Origin of the sequence: Kribbella solani, assembly GCF_014205295.1 — a bacterium.
Classification (GTDB): domain Bacteria; phylum Actinomycetota; class Actinomycetes; order Propionibacteriales; family Kribbellaceae; genus Kribbella; species Kribbella solani.
The window spans coordinates 6,705,426-6,720,521 of sequence record NZ_JACHNF010000001.1 but is presented as its reverse complement, the minus strand read 5'-3'; the positions used below and the strand labels follow the sequence as shown (position 1 = coordinate 6,720,521).

Below are 15,096 nucleotides of genomic sequence, written 5' to 3'. Positions count from 1 at the left end.
AATGATCGATCTACTCATCACTGACGCGCTGGTCGTCGACGGTACCGGCGCACCCGGGTACCACGCCGACGTCGCGGTCGAGGCCGGCCGGATCGTCGCCATCGGCAACGACCTCCCGGCCGCGTACCGGACGATCGACGCCGACGGACTGGTGCTGTCACCCGGCTTCATCGACATGCACTCGCACTCCGACCTGCAGATCCTGGTCAACCCGGAGCACACCGCGAAGGTCAGTCAGGGCGTCACGCTCGAGGTGCTCGGGCAGGACGGTCTCTCGTTCGCGCCGATCGACGAGCCGACGCGGGCGGTCGTACGCCGCCAGATCGCCGGCTGGAACGGTGAGCCGGACGACTTCGACTTCTCCTGGTCGACGGTCGCCGGGTACCTGGACCGGCTCGGGCAGGGCATCGCCTGCAACGCCGCGTACCTCGTACCGCAAGGCACTTTGCGGATGATGGTCGTTGGTACGTCCAACCGCCCCGCGACCGATGCCGAACTGGCCCGGATGCAACGGCTGCTCGCCGATGGACTGCGTGACGGCGCGGTCGGGATGAGCAGCGGGCTGACCTACACGCCCGGCATGTTCGCGAGCACGGACGAACTGGTCGCGCTCTGCGAGGTCGTCGCGCGGTACGGCGGGTACTACGCGCCGCATCAACGCTCGTACGGGAAAGGCGCGCTGGAGGCGTACGCGGAAATGATCGAGGTGGCCCGCCGCGCCGGCTGCCCGTTGCACCTCACCCACGCGGTGATGAACTTCCGGCCGAACGCCGGCCGCGGCGCGGACCTGGTCGCGATGATCGACGCCGGGCTCGCGTCCGGCGTCGACATCACCACCGACACGTACCCCTATTTGCCTGGAGCAACAACATTGGCGGCGATCCTGCCGAGCTGGACCGCCGAGGGCGGGCCGGACGCGCAGCTCGACCGGTTGCGCGACCCGGCCGCGCGGGCCCGGATCACGCACGAGCTGGAACAGGTCGGGACCGACGGGTGCCACGGCTGCGTCGTCGAATGGGACACGATCGAGATCGGCGGCGTACGCAATCCGGCGCTGACCGACGTGGTCGGGCACACGGTCGCCGCGCTCGCCGCACGCTCCGGCCGGGCGGCAGCTGACGTCTTCTTCGAACTTCTACTCGCCGACGACCTCGCCACGTCGATCCTGCAGCACGTCGGGCACGAGGAGAACGTCCGCGCGATCATGCGGCATCCCAGCCACACCGGCGGGTCCGACGGCATCCTGGTCGGCGGCAAACCACACCCGCGCTCGTGGGGCACGTTCCCGCGCTACCTGGCCCAGTACGTCCGCGAGCTCGGCGTACTGGACCTCCCTGACTGCATCCACCACCTGACCGGCCGCCCCGCCCGCCGCCTCCGCCTACCCGACCGAGGCCAGATCCAACTCGGCTACGCCGCCGACCTGGTCCTCTTCGACCCCACCACCATCCAGGACACCGCCACCTTCACCAGCCCCCGCCAACCAGCAACCGGCATCCCGTACGTCCTGGTCAACGGCACCCCCGTAATAGACAACACCCACCGAACCCCCTCCCTCCCCGGCCACCCCCTCCGCCGCACCCCCTGACAACCCCCGGCCCCGCCGCCGATCCGCGTACCACCCGAGAGGAACCTGTTGTGAACACCCTGGAGCTACTTCGTGCCGACCGTGTACTGACCGTCGTCCGCGCACCGGAGATCTCCGACGCCCGCGACCTCTGCGCCGCACTGGTTGCCGGCGGCATCCACGTCGTCGAACTCACCTACACAACGCCCGACCTCCCCCGCCACCTGGAACGCGCCGCCTCCACCGCCACCGAAACCGGCGCGGTCGTCGGCGCCGGCACCGTCCAGACCGCCGCTCAAGCCACCCAGGCGATCAACGCCGGCGCCCAGTTCCTAGTCACCCCCGGTCAGGGCCCCGAAGCCGCCGCGATCGCCGACACAGCGCGCACGGCGGACATCCCCCTCGTACTAGGCGCCTTCACCCCCTCCGAGGTGATGACCGCACTAGCCCTCGGCGCCACCGCCGTGAAGATCTTCCCGGCCCACCACCTAGGTCCCAAGTACTTCAAGGACCTGAACGGCCCCTTCCCCGGCGTCCCCTTGATCCCGTCCGGCGGCGTAAACCTCACCAACGCCCACGCCTTCCTCAAGGCCGGCGCCCTAGCCGTCAGCGCCGGCACCGACGTCGTCTCCCCCACCGACGTAGCCACCGCCAACTGGCCCACCATCACCACCAAAGCCAAATCCTTCCGCGCCACCCTCCAACCCTGACCACCCCAACCAACCACCAACCCCCAGACACCAAGCACCCACGCACCCGAGCACCAAGCACCGCCCGGAAGACTGCACCCACCCAAGCCCACCCGCCGGCCGATCCATCCCAAGCACGCACCCGCCCGGCCGGTGCGACCCGTGCATGCACCCGCCCCTCAACCGACCTTGCCCCCTGCCCCGAAGGCTTGCCCCCCTGAAATTTCCACGAGGCAACCCACCATCTGACCAGGCAACCACCCCCAGACCAACCAAGCACGCCAGCCGCGCGAAGAGCCCCGACTTAGGCGAGCACTCCCCCGCGCGAAGCAACTGCCTGGGTAACCAGTCCCGCGCGTCAAGCAGCCGCTTGAGCGAGCAGTCCCTCGCGCGGAGCAGTTGTTTGGGCGAGCGGTCCCCCGCGCGGAACAGCTGCTTGGGCGAGCAGTCCCCCGGGAACGAACTGCCTGGGTGAGTCGGCTGCATGACGGGGCCAGCCGTCTCAGGCGGCACCTACCGCCGACCGCATGCCCCAACTCCAGCAACCACTCCAGCTCAACCAACCACCAGGACGCGCACGTACACGGGCAGCCGTGCGAGCACGCTCCATCTCCTGCGCAAGCAGCCGCGACACCAGGCAACGTCCGACTGCACACCAGCTTCCGCGCAAACCACCGCGACGCCGGGCAGCCGCTCAACCAGTCGCGGGCATCTGCTCGAGCGACTGTAGACGCCCGCGACCTGCTCGGCCCGGATGCCAGCTTCTGCTCAAGCTGCTTCACCGGTGGATAACGCGCGGGGGCGCGGTGCCGACCTGCTGCTTCACTGGTGAGTACCGCTCGGGGGGCGCGGTGCCGACCTGCTGCTTCACTGGTGAGTACCGCTCGGGGGGCGCGGTGCCGAGCTGCTGCTTCACTGGTGAGTACCGCTCAGGGGTGGTGCTGCTACGTCATCGATGGTCCGGTGGGACGCGACCGGGCTCGAGGTTGGCGAGGTGCGGTGCCGAGCTGGTGAATTGCCAGCACCGCAGGTTCGTCCGAACCATCACCTGACGCGACGCCGCGTCGGGGTGAAGGGGGCTACTGGACGGTGATGCTGCCGTAGCTGGAGCGTAGGTAGAGGTGGTTGCTGGCGGTAATGTCGTTGGGAACGCTCACGTTTGTTGAGCCTTGGGCGGCGACCGCGTCGATGGTGTAGCTCTCCGTACGCGGCACCTGCACCGTGATAGAACCGTCGCTGGATGTCGCCGACACCTGCTTCGGCGGGTTGTCGAAGAGCATCCACACCGACCCGCCCTGCGCATCCACCGACACATTGGGGCTGCGTACGCGCGCCATATCAACCGAGCCGTTTTTGACATCGACCGCCAGCGGCGACGTCACCCCGACCACGTTGATCGACGACCCGTCGAGCTTCGCCTTGACCATCTTCACCGCCGGCACCTCAACGGTCAGATCGACGGCGCAATGTATGTCGGGGCAGTAGGTCTGCACGACCAGCTCCTGCCCCGTCGTCGCGATCCGCACATCCGGCTTCGCCGCCGCGTACGTCCCGTCAACCGTGACGTGCACCTGCCCGTCGATGCTCGCCTCGACCTGCGTCGCCACGTCAGCCACGATCCGTACCCCGGCCGGCCCCGGCGTGAACGCGGCGGAGTAGTTGTACGGCAGCTTGCCCCGAATCATCCCGACCGTGACCAGCCCGCCGCCGGCCAGCACCGCCAGCAACGGGACCACCCCGACGAGCAGCATCGCCACCCGCCCTTTGGTCATCCGCACGCCGCCCACCGCCCCAGGCATCAGGTCTCCAGGTACTTCAGTACGGCGAGCACGCGGCGATGCTCGCCATCGGTCGGAGCCAGCTGCAGTTTCATGAAGATGTTGCTGATGTGCTTCTCCACGGCACCTTCACCGACAACCAGCGCCTGCGCGATACCGGCGTTGGACTTCCCTTCCGCCATCGACCGGAGAACGTCCTGTTCCCGCGGGCTCAGTACGGCCAGCGGATCGCCCTTCCTGGACCGCACCAGCAACTGCGAGATCACCTCCGGGTCGAGCGCCGCGCCACCGCCCGCGACCCGGCGCAGTCCGTCGATGAACTGGTCCACATCCGCGACCCGGTCCTTCAGCAGGTACCCGACCCCGCCCGGGTTCCCACCGATCAGCTCGCTCGCGTAGCGCTCTTCGACATACTGCGACAGCACCAGCACGCCAACGTCCGCGTACTGCTCGCGGATCACCAACGCCGCCCGCAACCCCTCGTCGGTGAACGTCGGTGGCATCCGCACATCGACGACGCACACCTCCGGCCGGTGCAGCTCGACGGCCTTCAGCAGGCTGTCACCGTCGCCGACCGCGGCGACGACCGTGCAGCGCTGTTCCTCCAGCAACCGCACGATGCCTTCACGCAGCAGCACCGAGTCCTCGGCGATCACGACCCGCATCCGCTCAGTCTCCTCCATCACACCGATCCGTCCGGCCGATTCATCCACAGGGCACCTCCGCGGTCAGCGTGGTGCCGCCACCCGGTGGGCTGTCCACGCTGAGCCGTCCGTCGACACCGGACACCCGGTCGGTCAGCCCCCGCAGGCCACTCCCGCGGACCGGGTCCGCTCCGCCACGTCCGTTGTCGCGCACCTCGACCCGCAGCACATCGCCCTTCCGCGTCACCCGCACCTCGGCCTGCGCGGCTTCCGCGTGTTTGGCCACGTTCGTCAGCGCTTCGGTGACCACGAAGTACGCGATCGACTCGATCGTCAGCGACGGCCGTGGCTTGACGTCGACGCTCAGCCGAACCGGCACCGGTGACCGGGCCGCGACCGCCGACAGCGCGGCGTCCAGCCCGCGGTCGGTCAGCACCGGTGGATGCAGGCCCCGGGTCAGGTCGCGGATCTCGGCGATCGCCTGCATCGCCTCCGAATGCGCCTCCTCGATCAGCGTCCGGACCGACGGTTCCCGGTCGCCGAGCCGGTTCTTCGCCCGCCCGAGTGTCATCGCCAGCGACACCAGCCGCTGCTGGGCGCCGTCATGCAGGTCGCGCTCCATCCGGCGCCGCTCGACCTCCACCGAGTCGACCACCTGCTGCCGGCTCGCGACCAGCTGGCTGACCCGCTCTGCCAGCACCCCGGTCTCGGACGGCCCGAGCAGCATCTTCGCCAGCCACCCGTCGAACGCCGAAGCCCAACGCATCATCAGCGGCGACACCAGCGCCAGGAACAAGGCAGCGAGTACTGCCACCACGACTGCCTTCGTCGTGGTGTCGATGGTGAACGGGCCGAGCTGTGCCTGCGCCGCCGCGAACCGGTAGTAGTACAGCGGCAGGGCCATCAGTACCGGCGGGATGGACCAGGCCGCCACCACCGCGAAGATCCAGGCGAAGGACAGCGGCAACAGCATCAAGTAGTAGGTGAACTGACGCCAGACGCCCGGGTCACCGAGCGCGAGCAGCGCGTCCTCGGACCACGAGCCGGTCCGCGGCGGCGGCACCAGTGCCTGCACTTCCTGACCACGGGTGAGCCGGGCCCTGGCCCGCTCCCACGAGGCGATCCCGTACACCGCGCGGTTGGCCCAGACGGTGAGCGGAATGCGGATCATCGCGAGCGGGAACGCGAGAAGCATCAGCATGACCGCCGCCAGCACCAGCACGCCGGAGGTCAGCACGACCACCGCGTCACCGAGCAAATGGATCGTTGCCAGCCACAAGTACGGCGAGCGCCAGAGCCGCCACGGCGCCCGGGGAACCGGAGTCGCAGCAACCGTCATCCGGATCACCTCCCCGTGTCAGCGCCTGCTTGCCGTCACAACTTACGACGTCCGGGAACCCGACCGGCATGGGGCCATCCCACGAAGCCCACCGGGGGGTTATCCCCACCCCGGTTCGTGGGCTGACCGGACTGTGCCGAACGGCCGTCCCCGGGATGCTCGATGACATGACGACGACAGTGATCGGCACCAGACTGACCGGCGATCTCGGCCGGGCGATGGACGGGCAGCTAGGCGACGCGATCGACGACCGCGTCGCCGACGCGCTGGAGGACTACATCGCCGAAGGCCGGCTGGACGGGCGGGTTCGCGCCCGGCGGTCACCCGGTGGCATCGCGGCGATCGTCGCCGCCGGTGTCGCCGCGGTGCTGCTGCCGTGGTGCCTGATCCTCGCCGTCACTTTGCCGAGTACTTACGAGGCCGGCAACTGGAAGCTGACCTGGATCGGTCTGGACTGCGCGACGGCGGTGGCCGCGGGCCTCACGGCGTACCTGCTGCACAAGGGCAACAAGCACGCCGTTCTGTCCGCGATGGCGGCCGGCACGCTGCTGATCGCCGACGCCTGGTTCGACGTCAGTACGGCGGGGGCCGGCTTCGACCGGACGCTCTCGCTGACCGAGGCCCTGGTGCTCGAGCTCCCGCTGGCGGTGTGCGCGTTCGTCGTCGCTGCCCGCGAGCTCGGCCGGCGCTAGCCGATCAGTTCCAGGACAGGACCCTCATGAAGCGCTCGGTAGACCTGGTCCCGCAAGGTGTTGGCCTCGGCATCGGTGAGAGTACGATCCACCGGTCGCAGGATCAGCCTGACCAGGACGTTCCGTTGCCCCGGGGTCAGTTGGAGGCGCTCCCGGGCGGCCGTCGGCAAGTCGTCATACGACGTTTCGCCCAGCACCTCCAGCGACTCCGCGGCATCGGCCGCCGCACCGAGCGCGGCTCGCACCTTGTCACCCAGCACCTCGGCCGACAGGTCCGCGTCCGGACCGACGACGACCGACAGGTCCCGTCGGACCGGCGGCATCGCCGACACCGGCTTGTAGGGCGACAGATCCAGCATCTGGTTCGCCACCCGTGGTTCCGTCGATCGGAGCAGTCGGATGTCGCGGATGCCCTTGCGCAGCATCAACAACCGGTCGAGGCCGGACCCCATCGCCAGTCCGGTCCAGCTGTCGTCCAGGCCGGCCAAGCGGAGTACATGCGGCGCAGCGACCCCGCACTCACCGATCTCGACCCACTGGTCGTCGAGCAGCACGTCGACCTGACGCCCATGGATCGTGTACGGGTGAACCGCGGGCACCGTGCGGTAGGTCTGCCCTGGCAGGACGGTGTCGACCAGCCGGGCGATCATGTCCTCCAGCTCGGGCTCACCCAGGGTCACGTTGCGGCTGATCCGCCAGAGGTCGAGCTGGTGCGGAGTCCCGGTGTGCTGCCAGTCGACCGAATCCCGGCGGTAGCAAATGCCGGCGCAGATCATCAGTACGTCCGACGACTCCGACCGCGCGAGCTCCCGAAGCGCGGGCGGGATCATCGCCGAGGTGTGACTCCGCAGCACCTCGTTGTCCGAGACATAGCGCGTGTAGCGGGCTTCCCGGGTCACCGCGTCGGCGGCGTACCCGAGATTGTCGTAGTTGTCAGCCAGCGTTACGACCGGATGATCCCGCCGGGTCCAGACCTCCGTGTACGGCCATGCCTTCCGCAACGCGCTGCCAACCGAGTCAACAACCAACTGCAGCCCATGCCCTCCCTGCCCCGGATCACTAAGATCACGAAGCGCCAGAGCAGCATGCAGCTCCCCAACCGCAAGCACAGAAACCCCACCCCCCGCGGCATCCACGGACAACGCTGAAGCGCTCGATCGTGCAGATGCGGCAGGCAATGCGGGATCACCGTGCTGTGCAGGGGCAGTAGGTCGCGCGGGATCGGTGGGCGGTGCGGCTTCGGTGGGTGAGGCGGGATCGGTTAGGTGTGTAGAAGCAGTGGGCCGTGCCGAAGCGGCGGGTCGTGCTGAGGGTTCGGGTAGTGCAGACATGGTTTTCTCCAGGATGACGGTCTCGACGGGGGTCCACCCCGGTCGGCCGCGGTCACCTCAGGAGAGAGCGCAGCAGCAGCTCACCCCGTCGGCACCGTCGTGCCGGCCGGGGCGCAGAAATCGCCGCCCGTACTGCGTCATACAACCAGCGTACCCGCTCACCAACTCCCCGCCACATCCGAACGCAATCGCTTCCCCCCGCAACCGAGCGCGATGACCTCCCACCAACCGAACGATCTCGATCACCCACCCGCCGCCAACCGCACCCAGTAAGCACTCCACCTCCGCCCGACCAGGCTCCCTGCCCGACCAGAGCAACGCAGCACGCTGCCCGCCCCACCAGGCCGAACGCCTCGCCGCGGCTCCGTCCGGCGCCATTTGAGTAGTGAACCTCTCCGGTTGCCCGTTCACCACACGCATGCAGGTGGCGAACGGACCATTTGAGGGGTTCACCACCCAACAGCGCCAAAGTGAACCGCCCCGCACGGGCGGCGAGCGTCAGCCGGTACGCACCGCGAGCGGGCGTCAGCCGGTACGCGCGGTGCGTCGGCGTCAGCCGGTATACGCTGCCGCCGAGCGTCAACCGGTACGCACCGCGAGCGGGCGTCAGCTGGTAGGCGCCTTGCGTCGGCGTGGCTGAACGCCTCGCACGGCGGCTCCATTCGGCGGCGCCCTTCGAGTGGTTAACCGGCTCTTGTGTCGTAGGTGTGGGTCACTCGGAGCCGGCTTCCATCGGCGCGCAGCGGCTCGACACCGCCCTGAACGGAACTTCGCCGGCACCACACACAAACCCACCTCCGAAGAGCCGACCACCCCCGGTCAAGGCTCGCCCGCCCGCACACCCCTCAGCCAGAGGGTTCGACCGCTCACCACACCGGCCCACGCAGTACACCCGCCGAGCACCCCACAAACAGCGCCTCACCGCCCCCCGGGGTGATCGCGCGCCCCCTCCAACCCGCTTTGAGAACCCACCACGCATTTCCACGCCCGAAAAACACACGGTGGCTTCCCAAAGGAGGGATGGCGGCGGCCTTTGAGAACCACGGACCATTCCGCCGCCGACTTGCTTGCGCGGCAGCTTCCCAAGGCGCGCAAGGCCAGCGGGTACACGGAGCGAAGCCACGGCAGGGGCCATGGTTGACGGGCTTTGTGACCGATGGCGGGTTGCAGCACGACAGCGGACCAACAGCCCGTCATCCTGACCGCCTCGCCGGCCATCTGCATTGCCCAGCCGCCACCGCGGGCAGGCGTCGGCCGGCTCGCACCGCGGGTGGGCATCAGATCGTACGGGCCGGGGTGGGCGTCTGCTCGTACGTGGCGGGGGTGGGCATGGGTCAATGTGAGTGGGAGTTGGTTTGTGGCGGGGTGGATGTGGTTGGTTGGGAAAGGCGTCGCGGAGTTGTTGGGGGCGGTGGGACTATGGGGCGCATGCGCTGGATTGATGGGCTGGAGGGGGCCGCCGCGGAGAAGTTGCCGGAGGCGGTGCATCGGTACTTTCGGCAGGGGTCGGCCGCGGGGGTGAGCGTGGGTGAGGCCGTCGCTGCCTGGTCGGCGTACCGGTTTCGGCCGCGGGTGCTGAACGATGTTTCCAGCGTCGACCTGAAGACCACGGTTCTCGGCGTACCCGTCGATGCGCCGATCCTGGTCGCGCCGTCGACCATGCAGCGAATGGCGGACCCGGACGGCGAGGTCGCGATGGCGCGTGGGGTCAGCGCGGCCAACTCGGTGCTGGGGGTTTCCAGCAACGCGGGTACGAAGTTCGCCGAGCTGGGTGCGACCGGTGTGCCGTGGTGGCTGCAGATCTACGTCGTACGGAACCGGGACATCACCCGGCGGATGCTTGATGCCGCCGTCGAGGCCGGCGCGCGGGCGATCGTACTGACCGTGGACACCCCGGTCGTCGGGCGCAAGGAGGACGAGGGCGCCACCGTCTGGGACCTGGTGCAGCCCGGCCAACTGCTCGCCAACCTGCCTGCTGGTGACTGGACCGACGACGATCTGGCGAAGGCCGACGACCTGAACCCGGACGTGATCGGCTGGCTCGCCGAGCGTACGGGCCTGCCGATCGTGGTGAAGGGCGTGCTCCGCGGGGACGACGCGAAGCGCTGCGCGGACGCGGGTGCACGCGGGATCATCGTCTCCAACCACGGCGGCCGGCAGCTCGACGGCTCGATCTCCACCGCGCGGGCGTTGCCGGAGGTGGCTGAGGCGCTCGGCAGCAACGGGGTCGAGGTGTACGTCGACGGTGGGATCCGCCGTGGCGAACACATCCTCACCGCGCTTGCCCTGGGCGCCCGGGCGGTCTGCGTCGGCCGCCCCGCGCTGTGGGCGCTGACCGTGGACTCCGCCCCCGGCGTAACCCGGCTACTCACCGACCTGGCCGAAGAACTGGCCCACACCCTCCGCCTGAGCGGCCACACCTCTCCCAGCTCCCTCACCGCCGACCTCATCACCACCATCACCACCCCGTGAGCACCGGCGGATGAGGCGGGTGCAGACCCAGCTTGGTGAGCGCGGTGGGAGGTTATGGAAAGCAGCAAGCCCCCGGGAACGTGTCCCGGGGGCTTGCTGGTGGTGCGAGGTGAGGATCAGGCGTCGGCCTGGTCCTCGGTCAGGTTGCGGGTCAGGTTGGGGTCAACCTGGACACCGGGACCCATGGTGGTCGAGAAGACCGTCTTCTTGATGTACCGGCCCTTCGAGCTGGCCGGCTTCAGCCGGAGGATCTCGTCCAGCGCGGCGCTGTAGTTCTCCGCCAGCTGGGCCTCGTCGAACGACGCCTTGCCGATGATGAAGTGCAGGTTCGCGTGCCGGTCGACCCGGAACTCGATCTTGCCGCCCTTGATGTCGGACACGGCCTTGGCCACGTCCGGGGTGACCGTACCGGTCTTCGGGTTCGGCATCAGACCACGCGGGCCGAGGACGCGGCCGAGGCGGCCGACCTTGCCCATCAGGTCGGGGGTGGCGACGACGGCGTCGAAGTCGAGCCAGCCGTCGGTGACCTTCTTGATCATGTCGTCGTCGCCGATGAAGTCGGCGCCGGCGGCCTTCGCGGCCTCGGCCTTCTCACCGGTGGCGAAGACGAGGACCCGTGCCGTCTTGCCGGTACCGTGCGGAAGGTTGACGGTGCCGCGCACCATCTGGTCGGCCTTACGGGGGTCGACCCCGAGACGCATCGCGACGTCCACGGTGGAGTTGAACTTCTTGCTACCGGCGGCCTCCTTGGCGAGCCGGATCGCCTCCAACGGCGTGTACAGGTGATCGAAGTCGATCTTCTCCGCGATCGCGCGGTAAGCCTTGCTGCGCTGTGCCATTACTGCTGTGCTCCCTTCAACGAACGATGATGAGTCGTTCGCGGTTTGTGGTTCGGCGGGCGATGATGGCGCCCTTCCACACCTGCTGATCCACCATGGCGGACCTGGTGGATGTCCTACTTGTCGACGACGACGCCCATGGAGCGCGCCGTACCCTCGATGATCTTCATCGCGGCGTCGATGTCGCGGGCGTTGAGATCCGGCATCTTGGTGGTGGCGATCTCGCGGACCTGGTCCTTGGTGATCTTGCCGACCTTGTCCCGCTGCGGGACGGCCGAGCCCTTCTGCAGACCGGCGGCCTTCTTGATCATCTCCGGCGCCGGCGGCGTCTTGGTGACGAAGGTGAAGGAACGGTCTTCGTAGATCGTGATCTCGACCGGTACGACGTTGCCGCGCATGGATTCGGTCTGGGCGTTGTACGCCTTGCAGAATTCCATGATGTTGACGCCGTGCGGACCGAGCGCGGTACCGACCGGCGGGGCCGGCGTCGCGGCACCGGCCTGGAGCTGCACCTTGACCAGGGCAGCGATCTTCTTCTTGGGAGGCATTCTGTCGGGTCCTTAGACTTTCTGGATCTGGTTGAAGCTGAGTTCCACCGGGGTCTCCCGGCCGAAGATCTCAACCAGGGCCTTGATCCGCTGGGCCTCGGCGTTGATCTCCGTGACTGTGGCGTGCAGGGTCGCGAACGGCCCGTCGACCACCATGACCGAGTCACCGACACCGAAGTCGGCAACCTCGACCTTCTTCTTGGCCGCGGTCTTGGCGGGTGCGGCACCGGCTTCGGCTGCCGCCGCCTCGGCCGCCGCCACGACGGCCGGTGCGAGCATCTTCTCCACCTCTTCGAGGCTGAGCGGGACCGGCTTCTGGCTGTTCCCGACGAAACCGGTCACCGACGGCGTGTGCCGTACGGTCGACCAGGACTCGTCGGTGAGGTCCATCCGGACCAGCACGTAACCGGGGAGCACGGTGCGCTTGACCATCCGGCGCTGACCGTTCTTGATCTCGGCGACCTCTTCGGTCGGCACGATGATCTCGAAGATGTAGTCCTCCATGTTCAGGGAGTTGATCCGGTTCTCCAGGTTGCCCTTTACCCGGTTCTCCATCCCTGAGTACGTGTGCACCACGTACCAGTCGCCGATCTGCGACCGCAGCCGGCTGCGCAGCTCCTCGAGCGGGTCGCCCGGCTCTTCCGGCTCCGCCTCCTCGGCCGCGTCGTCATCGTCGTCCGTCGCGGCGGCGGCCGCGACGGCCAGCGCATCCACGTCGGCGTCGTCGTCAGCTTCGTCGCCGGCCGAATCAGCGGCGTCGGCGTCGTCGCTGGAGAAAACGACCTCGTCGGCCGCGACCGGCGGCTCGGTGGTGGTTTCCGGCGCGGTCTCCGCGGTCTCTTCGGCCAGCTCCTCGGCGGCGTCCTCGACGTCGCTCCCGGTCACCACTTCGGCGGCCTCGGCGTCGTCAGCCGCGGCCACCACGACCACCGGCTCGTCGTCGGAGTCGTCGGCGTCGGCCGGCGGCGTCTCGGACTCGTCGTCCGCGGCGTACTCCGCGTCGTCCTCGGACTCGTCGTCGTCCTCGTCACCCTCGTCCTCGTCGTCGAGGTCCGCGAACGGGTCGTCGTCATCGTCATCGCCGTCGGCGAAGAGGTCGTCGTCGTCGGTGGCGTTCTCGTCGAAGTCGAGATCCTCGTCGGAGGCGGATACGTCGAACTCGTCCTCGTAGTCGAGGACCTCGTCGTCGCGCTCGGACACGTCGTACTCCGTCATCTGTGCATCGGGTGGTGGCTGGCGTCTGGGTCGGGCCGGAATCCCGGGACCTGCGGGTGCGGTCGTGGCGGTGGCCTCAGCCGAAGATCTTGAACATCGCCCAGCCGAAGGCCAGGTCGAGGACCGAGACGATCGCGATGACGAACACCACGAAGGTCAGGACGACCACGAAGTAGGTGGAGAGCTGCTTGCGGGTCGGCCAAACCACCTTGCGGAGCTCGGCGACCACCTGACGGTAGAAACGCAGCAGGCCCCTGCCCTGCTTGCCTTCCGCAGGCTTGCCGGCGCCGGACGGTGCCGGGGTGCGCGTCTCCGTCACGACCTACCTCTTTCGCTAGCGGCGGCCTGACCGGCCCTGCGCCGGTCAGGATTTGCAGGGCACGAGGGACTTGAACCCCCAACCTTCGGTTTTGGAGACCGATGCTCTGCCAGTTGAGCTAGTGCCCTCTGCAATCCATCCGGACGCCGCGTCGGACCTGATCTCGGGCATGCCGGATCAGGGCCATCAACGCCCGGACTAGATGAGTGTACGGGGTCGAAGCCACCTGGTCGAACTCGACCTTCTGATCGAATTCGGCCTCCTGATCGAATTCGGCCTCCTGGCTTCCTCCGACCTGGTCCTTACCCGTACGACCCGCTGTGACCATCTCGGTCGGGCGCCGCACCGCGGTCAGAACCATACAGCCTTCACCGGTCCCCAACGGACCACACCCCTGCCGTGTTCCCTCGTTCACCTCCTGAAACCGCGGTCGGTCACCGGGCGCCGTGGTGCCAGGATGGGCGTATGGCTTCCAGGATCTCGGCGCGGATCGGCGCCATCAGTGAATCGGCGACGCTGGCGGTGGACAGCAAAGCGAAGGCGCTCAAGGCGGCGGGGCGGCCGGTGATCGGTTTCGGCGCGGGCGAGCCGGACTTCCCGACGCCTGACTACATCGTGGACGCGGCGGTCGCGGCGGCCCGGGATCCGAAGAACCACCGGTACAGCCCGGCCGGCGGCCTGCCGGAGCTCAAGCAGGCGATCGCCGTGAAGACCAAGCGCGACTCCGGGTACGAGATCGAGCCGTCCCAGGTACTGGTCACGAACGGCGGCAAGCATGCCGTGTACAACGCGTTCGCGACCCTGCTCGACCCAGGAGATGAGGTACTCCTGCCGGCGCCGTACTGGACCACCTACCCGGAGGCGATCCGGCTGGCCGGCGGCGTACCGGTCGAGGTACTCGCGGACGAGACGCAGAACTACAGCGTCACCGTCGAGCAGTTGGAGGCGGCTCGTACGCCCCGGACCAAGGCGCTGCTGTTCTGTTCGCCGAGCAACCCGACCGGCGCGGTGGACGCCCCGGAGGCGATCACGGCGATCGGCCGCTGGGCGCTCGAGCACGATCTGTGGGTGATCACGGACGAGATCTACGAGCACCTCACGTACGGTGACGCGTCGTTCACTTCGATCCCGGTCGCCGTACCGGAACTCGCGGACCGGACCGTCGTACTGAACGGTGTCGCCAAGACGTACGCGATGACCGGCTGGCGGGTCGGCTGGATGATCGGCCCCAAGGACGTGATCAAGGCGGCGACCAACCTGCAGTCGCACCAGACCTCGAACGTCTGCAACATCGCGCAACGCGCCGCGCTGGCGGCGGTGTCCGGCGATCTGAGCGCGGTCGACGAGATGAAGCTGGCGTTCGACCGGCGGCGCCGGACGATGGTCCGGATGCTCAACGAGATCCCCGGCGTCGAGTGCCCGGAGCCGACCGGCGCCTTCTACGCGTACCCGTCGGTGAAGGGCGTACTCGGCAAGCAGATCGCCGGGCGTACGCCGGAATCGTCCGCCGAGCTGGCCGCTCTGATCCTGGACGAGGCGGAAGTGGCGGTCGTGCCCGGCGAGGCGTTCGGCGCGCCCGGGTACCTGCGGCTGTCCTACGCCCTCGGCGACGCGGACCTGGCCGAAGGGCTGAGCCGGATCGCCAAGCTGCTGGGGTGAGGGC

The 15,096-nt window shown here is 68.5% G+C and carries 13 protein-coding genes and 1 tRNA gene; 5 read left to right on the top strand and 9 right to left on the bottom strand.

Features of this window, described 5'->3' with window-relative positions; genetic code table 11:
- The first annotated feature begins 1 nt into the window (after position 1).
- Complete coding sequence (locus HDA44_RS31070; protein ID WP_184840502.1) at positions 2 to 1,588, top strand: N-acyl-D-amino-acid deacylase family protein; 1,587 nt, start codon at positions 2 to 4, stop codon at positions 1,586 to 1,588.
- Between the two features lie 50 nt (positions 1,589 to 1,638).
- Positions 1,639 to 2,277: a bifunctional 4-hydroxy-2-oxoglutarate aldolase/2-dehydro-3-deoxy-phosphogluconate aldolase gene (locus HDA44_RS31065; protein ID WP_184840500.1), complete on the top strand. Its 639-nt coding sequence runs from the start codon at positions 1,639 to 1,641 to the stop codon at positions 2,275 to 2,277.
- A 1,058-nt stretch (positions 2,278 to 3,335) separates the two neighbouring features.
- Here HDA44_RS31065 and HDA44_RS31060 read toward each other — a convergent pair.
- From HDA44_RS31060 to HDA44_RS31050, 3 genes are read right to left on the bottom strand one after another with little or no spacing between them, the layout of a single operon-like run.
- Positions 3,336 to 4,055, bottom strand: a complete 720-nt coding sequence (locus HDA44_RS31060; protein ID WP_184840498.1) for a DUF4097 family beta strand repeat-containing protein — start codon at positions 4,053 to 4,055, stop codon at positions 3,336 to 3,338.
- The gene (locus tag HDA44_RS31055) at positions 4,055 to 4,699 is read right to left on the bottom strand and encodes a response regulator transcription factor (RefSeq protein WP_184844577.1); all 645 of its coding nucleotides are present in this window, start codon (positions 4,697 to 4,699) and stop codon (positions 4,055 to 4,057) included. Before HDA44_RS31055 ends, HDA44_RS31060 begins: the two co-directional genes overlap by 1 nt.
- Positions 4,700 to 4,739: 40 nt before the next feature.
- Complete coding sequence (locus HDA44_RS31050) at positions 4,740 to 6,017, bottom strand: sensor histidine kinase (RefSeq protein WP_202887664.1); 1,278 nt, start codon at positions 6,015 to 6,017, stop codon at positions 4,740 to 4,742.
- 167 nt (positions 6,018 to 6,184) lie between these two features.
- On the opposite strand from HDA44_RS31050, the gene HDA44_RS31045 reads away from it, so the two are divergent.
- Positions 6,185 to 6,709 (top strand): hypothetical protein, encoded by a 525-nt coding sequence (locus tag HDA44_RS31045; RefSeq protein WP_184840495.1) that lies wholly within the window; start codon positions 6,185 to 6,187, stop codon positions 6,707 to 6,709.
- Here the strand turns inward: HDA44_RS31045 and srmL are convergent.
- A complete protein-coding gene (srmL, locus tag HDA44_RS31040; RefSeq protein WP_475584081.1) occupies positions 6,706 to 7,818 on the bottom strand; it encodes a PheS-related mystery ligase SrmL in 1,113 nt (370 codons plus the stop codon). The two genes, HDA44_RS31045 and srmL, sit on opposite strands and share 4 nt — an antisense overlap.
- 1,650 nt (positions 7,819 to 9,468) lie before the next feature.
- On the opposite strand from srmL, the gene HDA44_RS31035 reads away from it, so the two are divergent.
- Positions 9,469 to 10,512 (top strand): alpha-hydroxy acid oxidase, encoded by a 1,044-nt coding sequence (locus HDA44_RS31035; protein ID WP_184840490.1) that lies wholly within the window; start codon positions 9,469 to 9,471, stop codon positions 10,510 to 10,512.
- Between the two features lie 116 nt (positions 10,513 to 10,628).
- On the opposite strand, the gene rplA is transcribed toward HDA44_RS31035, so the two are convergent.
- The 5 genes from rplA to HDA44_RS31010 form a co-directional block, all read right to left on the bottom strand.
- Positions 10,629 to 11,351, bottom strand: coding sequence for a 50S ribosomal protein L1 (gene rplA / locus HDA44_RS31030; protein ID WP_184840488.1), 723 nt, complete (start codon positions 11,349 to 11,351; stop codon positions 10,629 to 10,631).
- 116 nt (positions 11,352 to 11,467) lie between these two features.
- Positions 11,468 to 11,899, bottom strand: a complete 432-nt coding sequence (gene rplK / locus HDA44_RS31025; RefSeq protein ID WP_130441571.1) for a 50S ribosomal protein L11 — start codon at positions 11,897 to 11,899, stop codon at positions 11,468 to 11,470.
- Positions 11,900 to 11,911: 12 nt separating this feature from the next.
- Complete coding sequence (gene nusG / locus HDA44_RS31020; protein ID WP_420488557.1) at positions 11,912 to 12,829, bottom strand: transcription termination/antitermination protein NusG; 918 nt, start codon at positions 12,827 to 12,829, stop codon at positions 11,912 to 11,914.
- A 361-nt stretch (positions 12,830 to 13,190) separates the two neighbouring features.
- Positions 13,191 to 13,433: a preprotein translocase subunit SecE gene (gene secE, locus HDA44_RS31015; protein WP_130384685.1), complete on the bottom strand. Its 243-nt coding sequence runs from the start codon at positions 13,431 to 13,433 to the stop codon at positions 13,191 to 13,193.
- A gap of 55 nt (positions 13,434 to 13,488) precedes the next feature.
- Positions 13,489 to 13,561 (bottom strand) — tRNA-Trp (locus tag HDA44_RS31010).
- 337 nt (positions 13,562 to 13,898) lie between these two features.
- Here HDA44_RS31010 and HDA44_RS31005 point away from each other — a divergent pair.
- Complete coding sequence (locus HDA44_RS31005) at positions 13,899 to 15,092, top strand: pyridoxal phosphate-dependent aminotransferase (RefSeq protein ID WP_184840486.1); 1,194 nt, start codon at positions 13,899 to 13,901, stop codon at positions 15,090 to 15,092.
- Positions 15,093 to 15,096 lie beyond the last annotated feature (4 nt).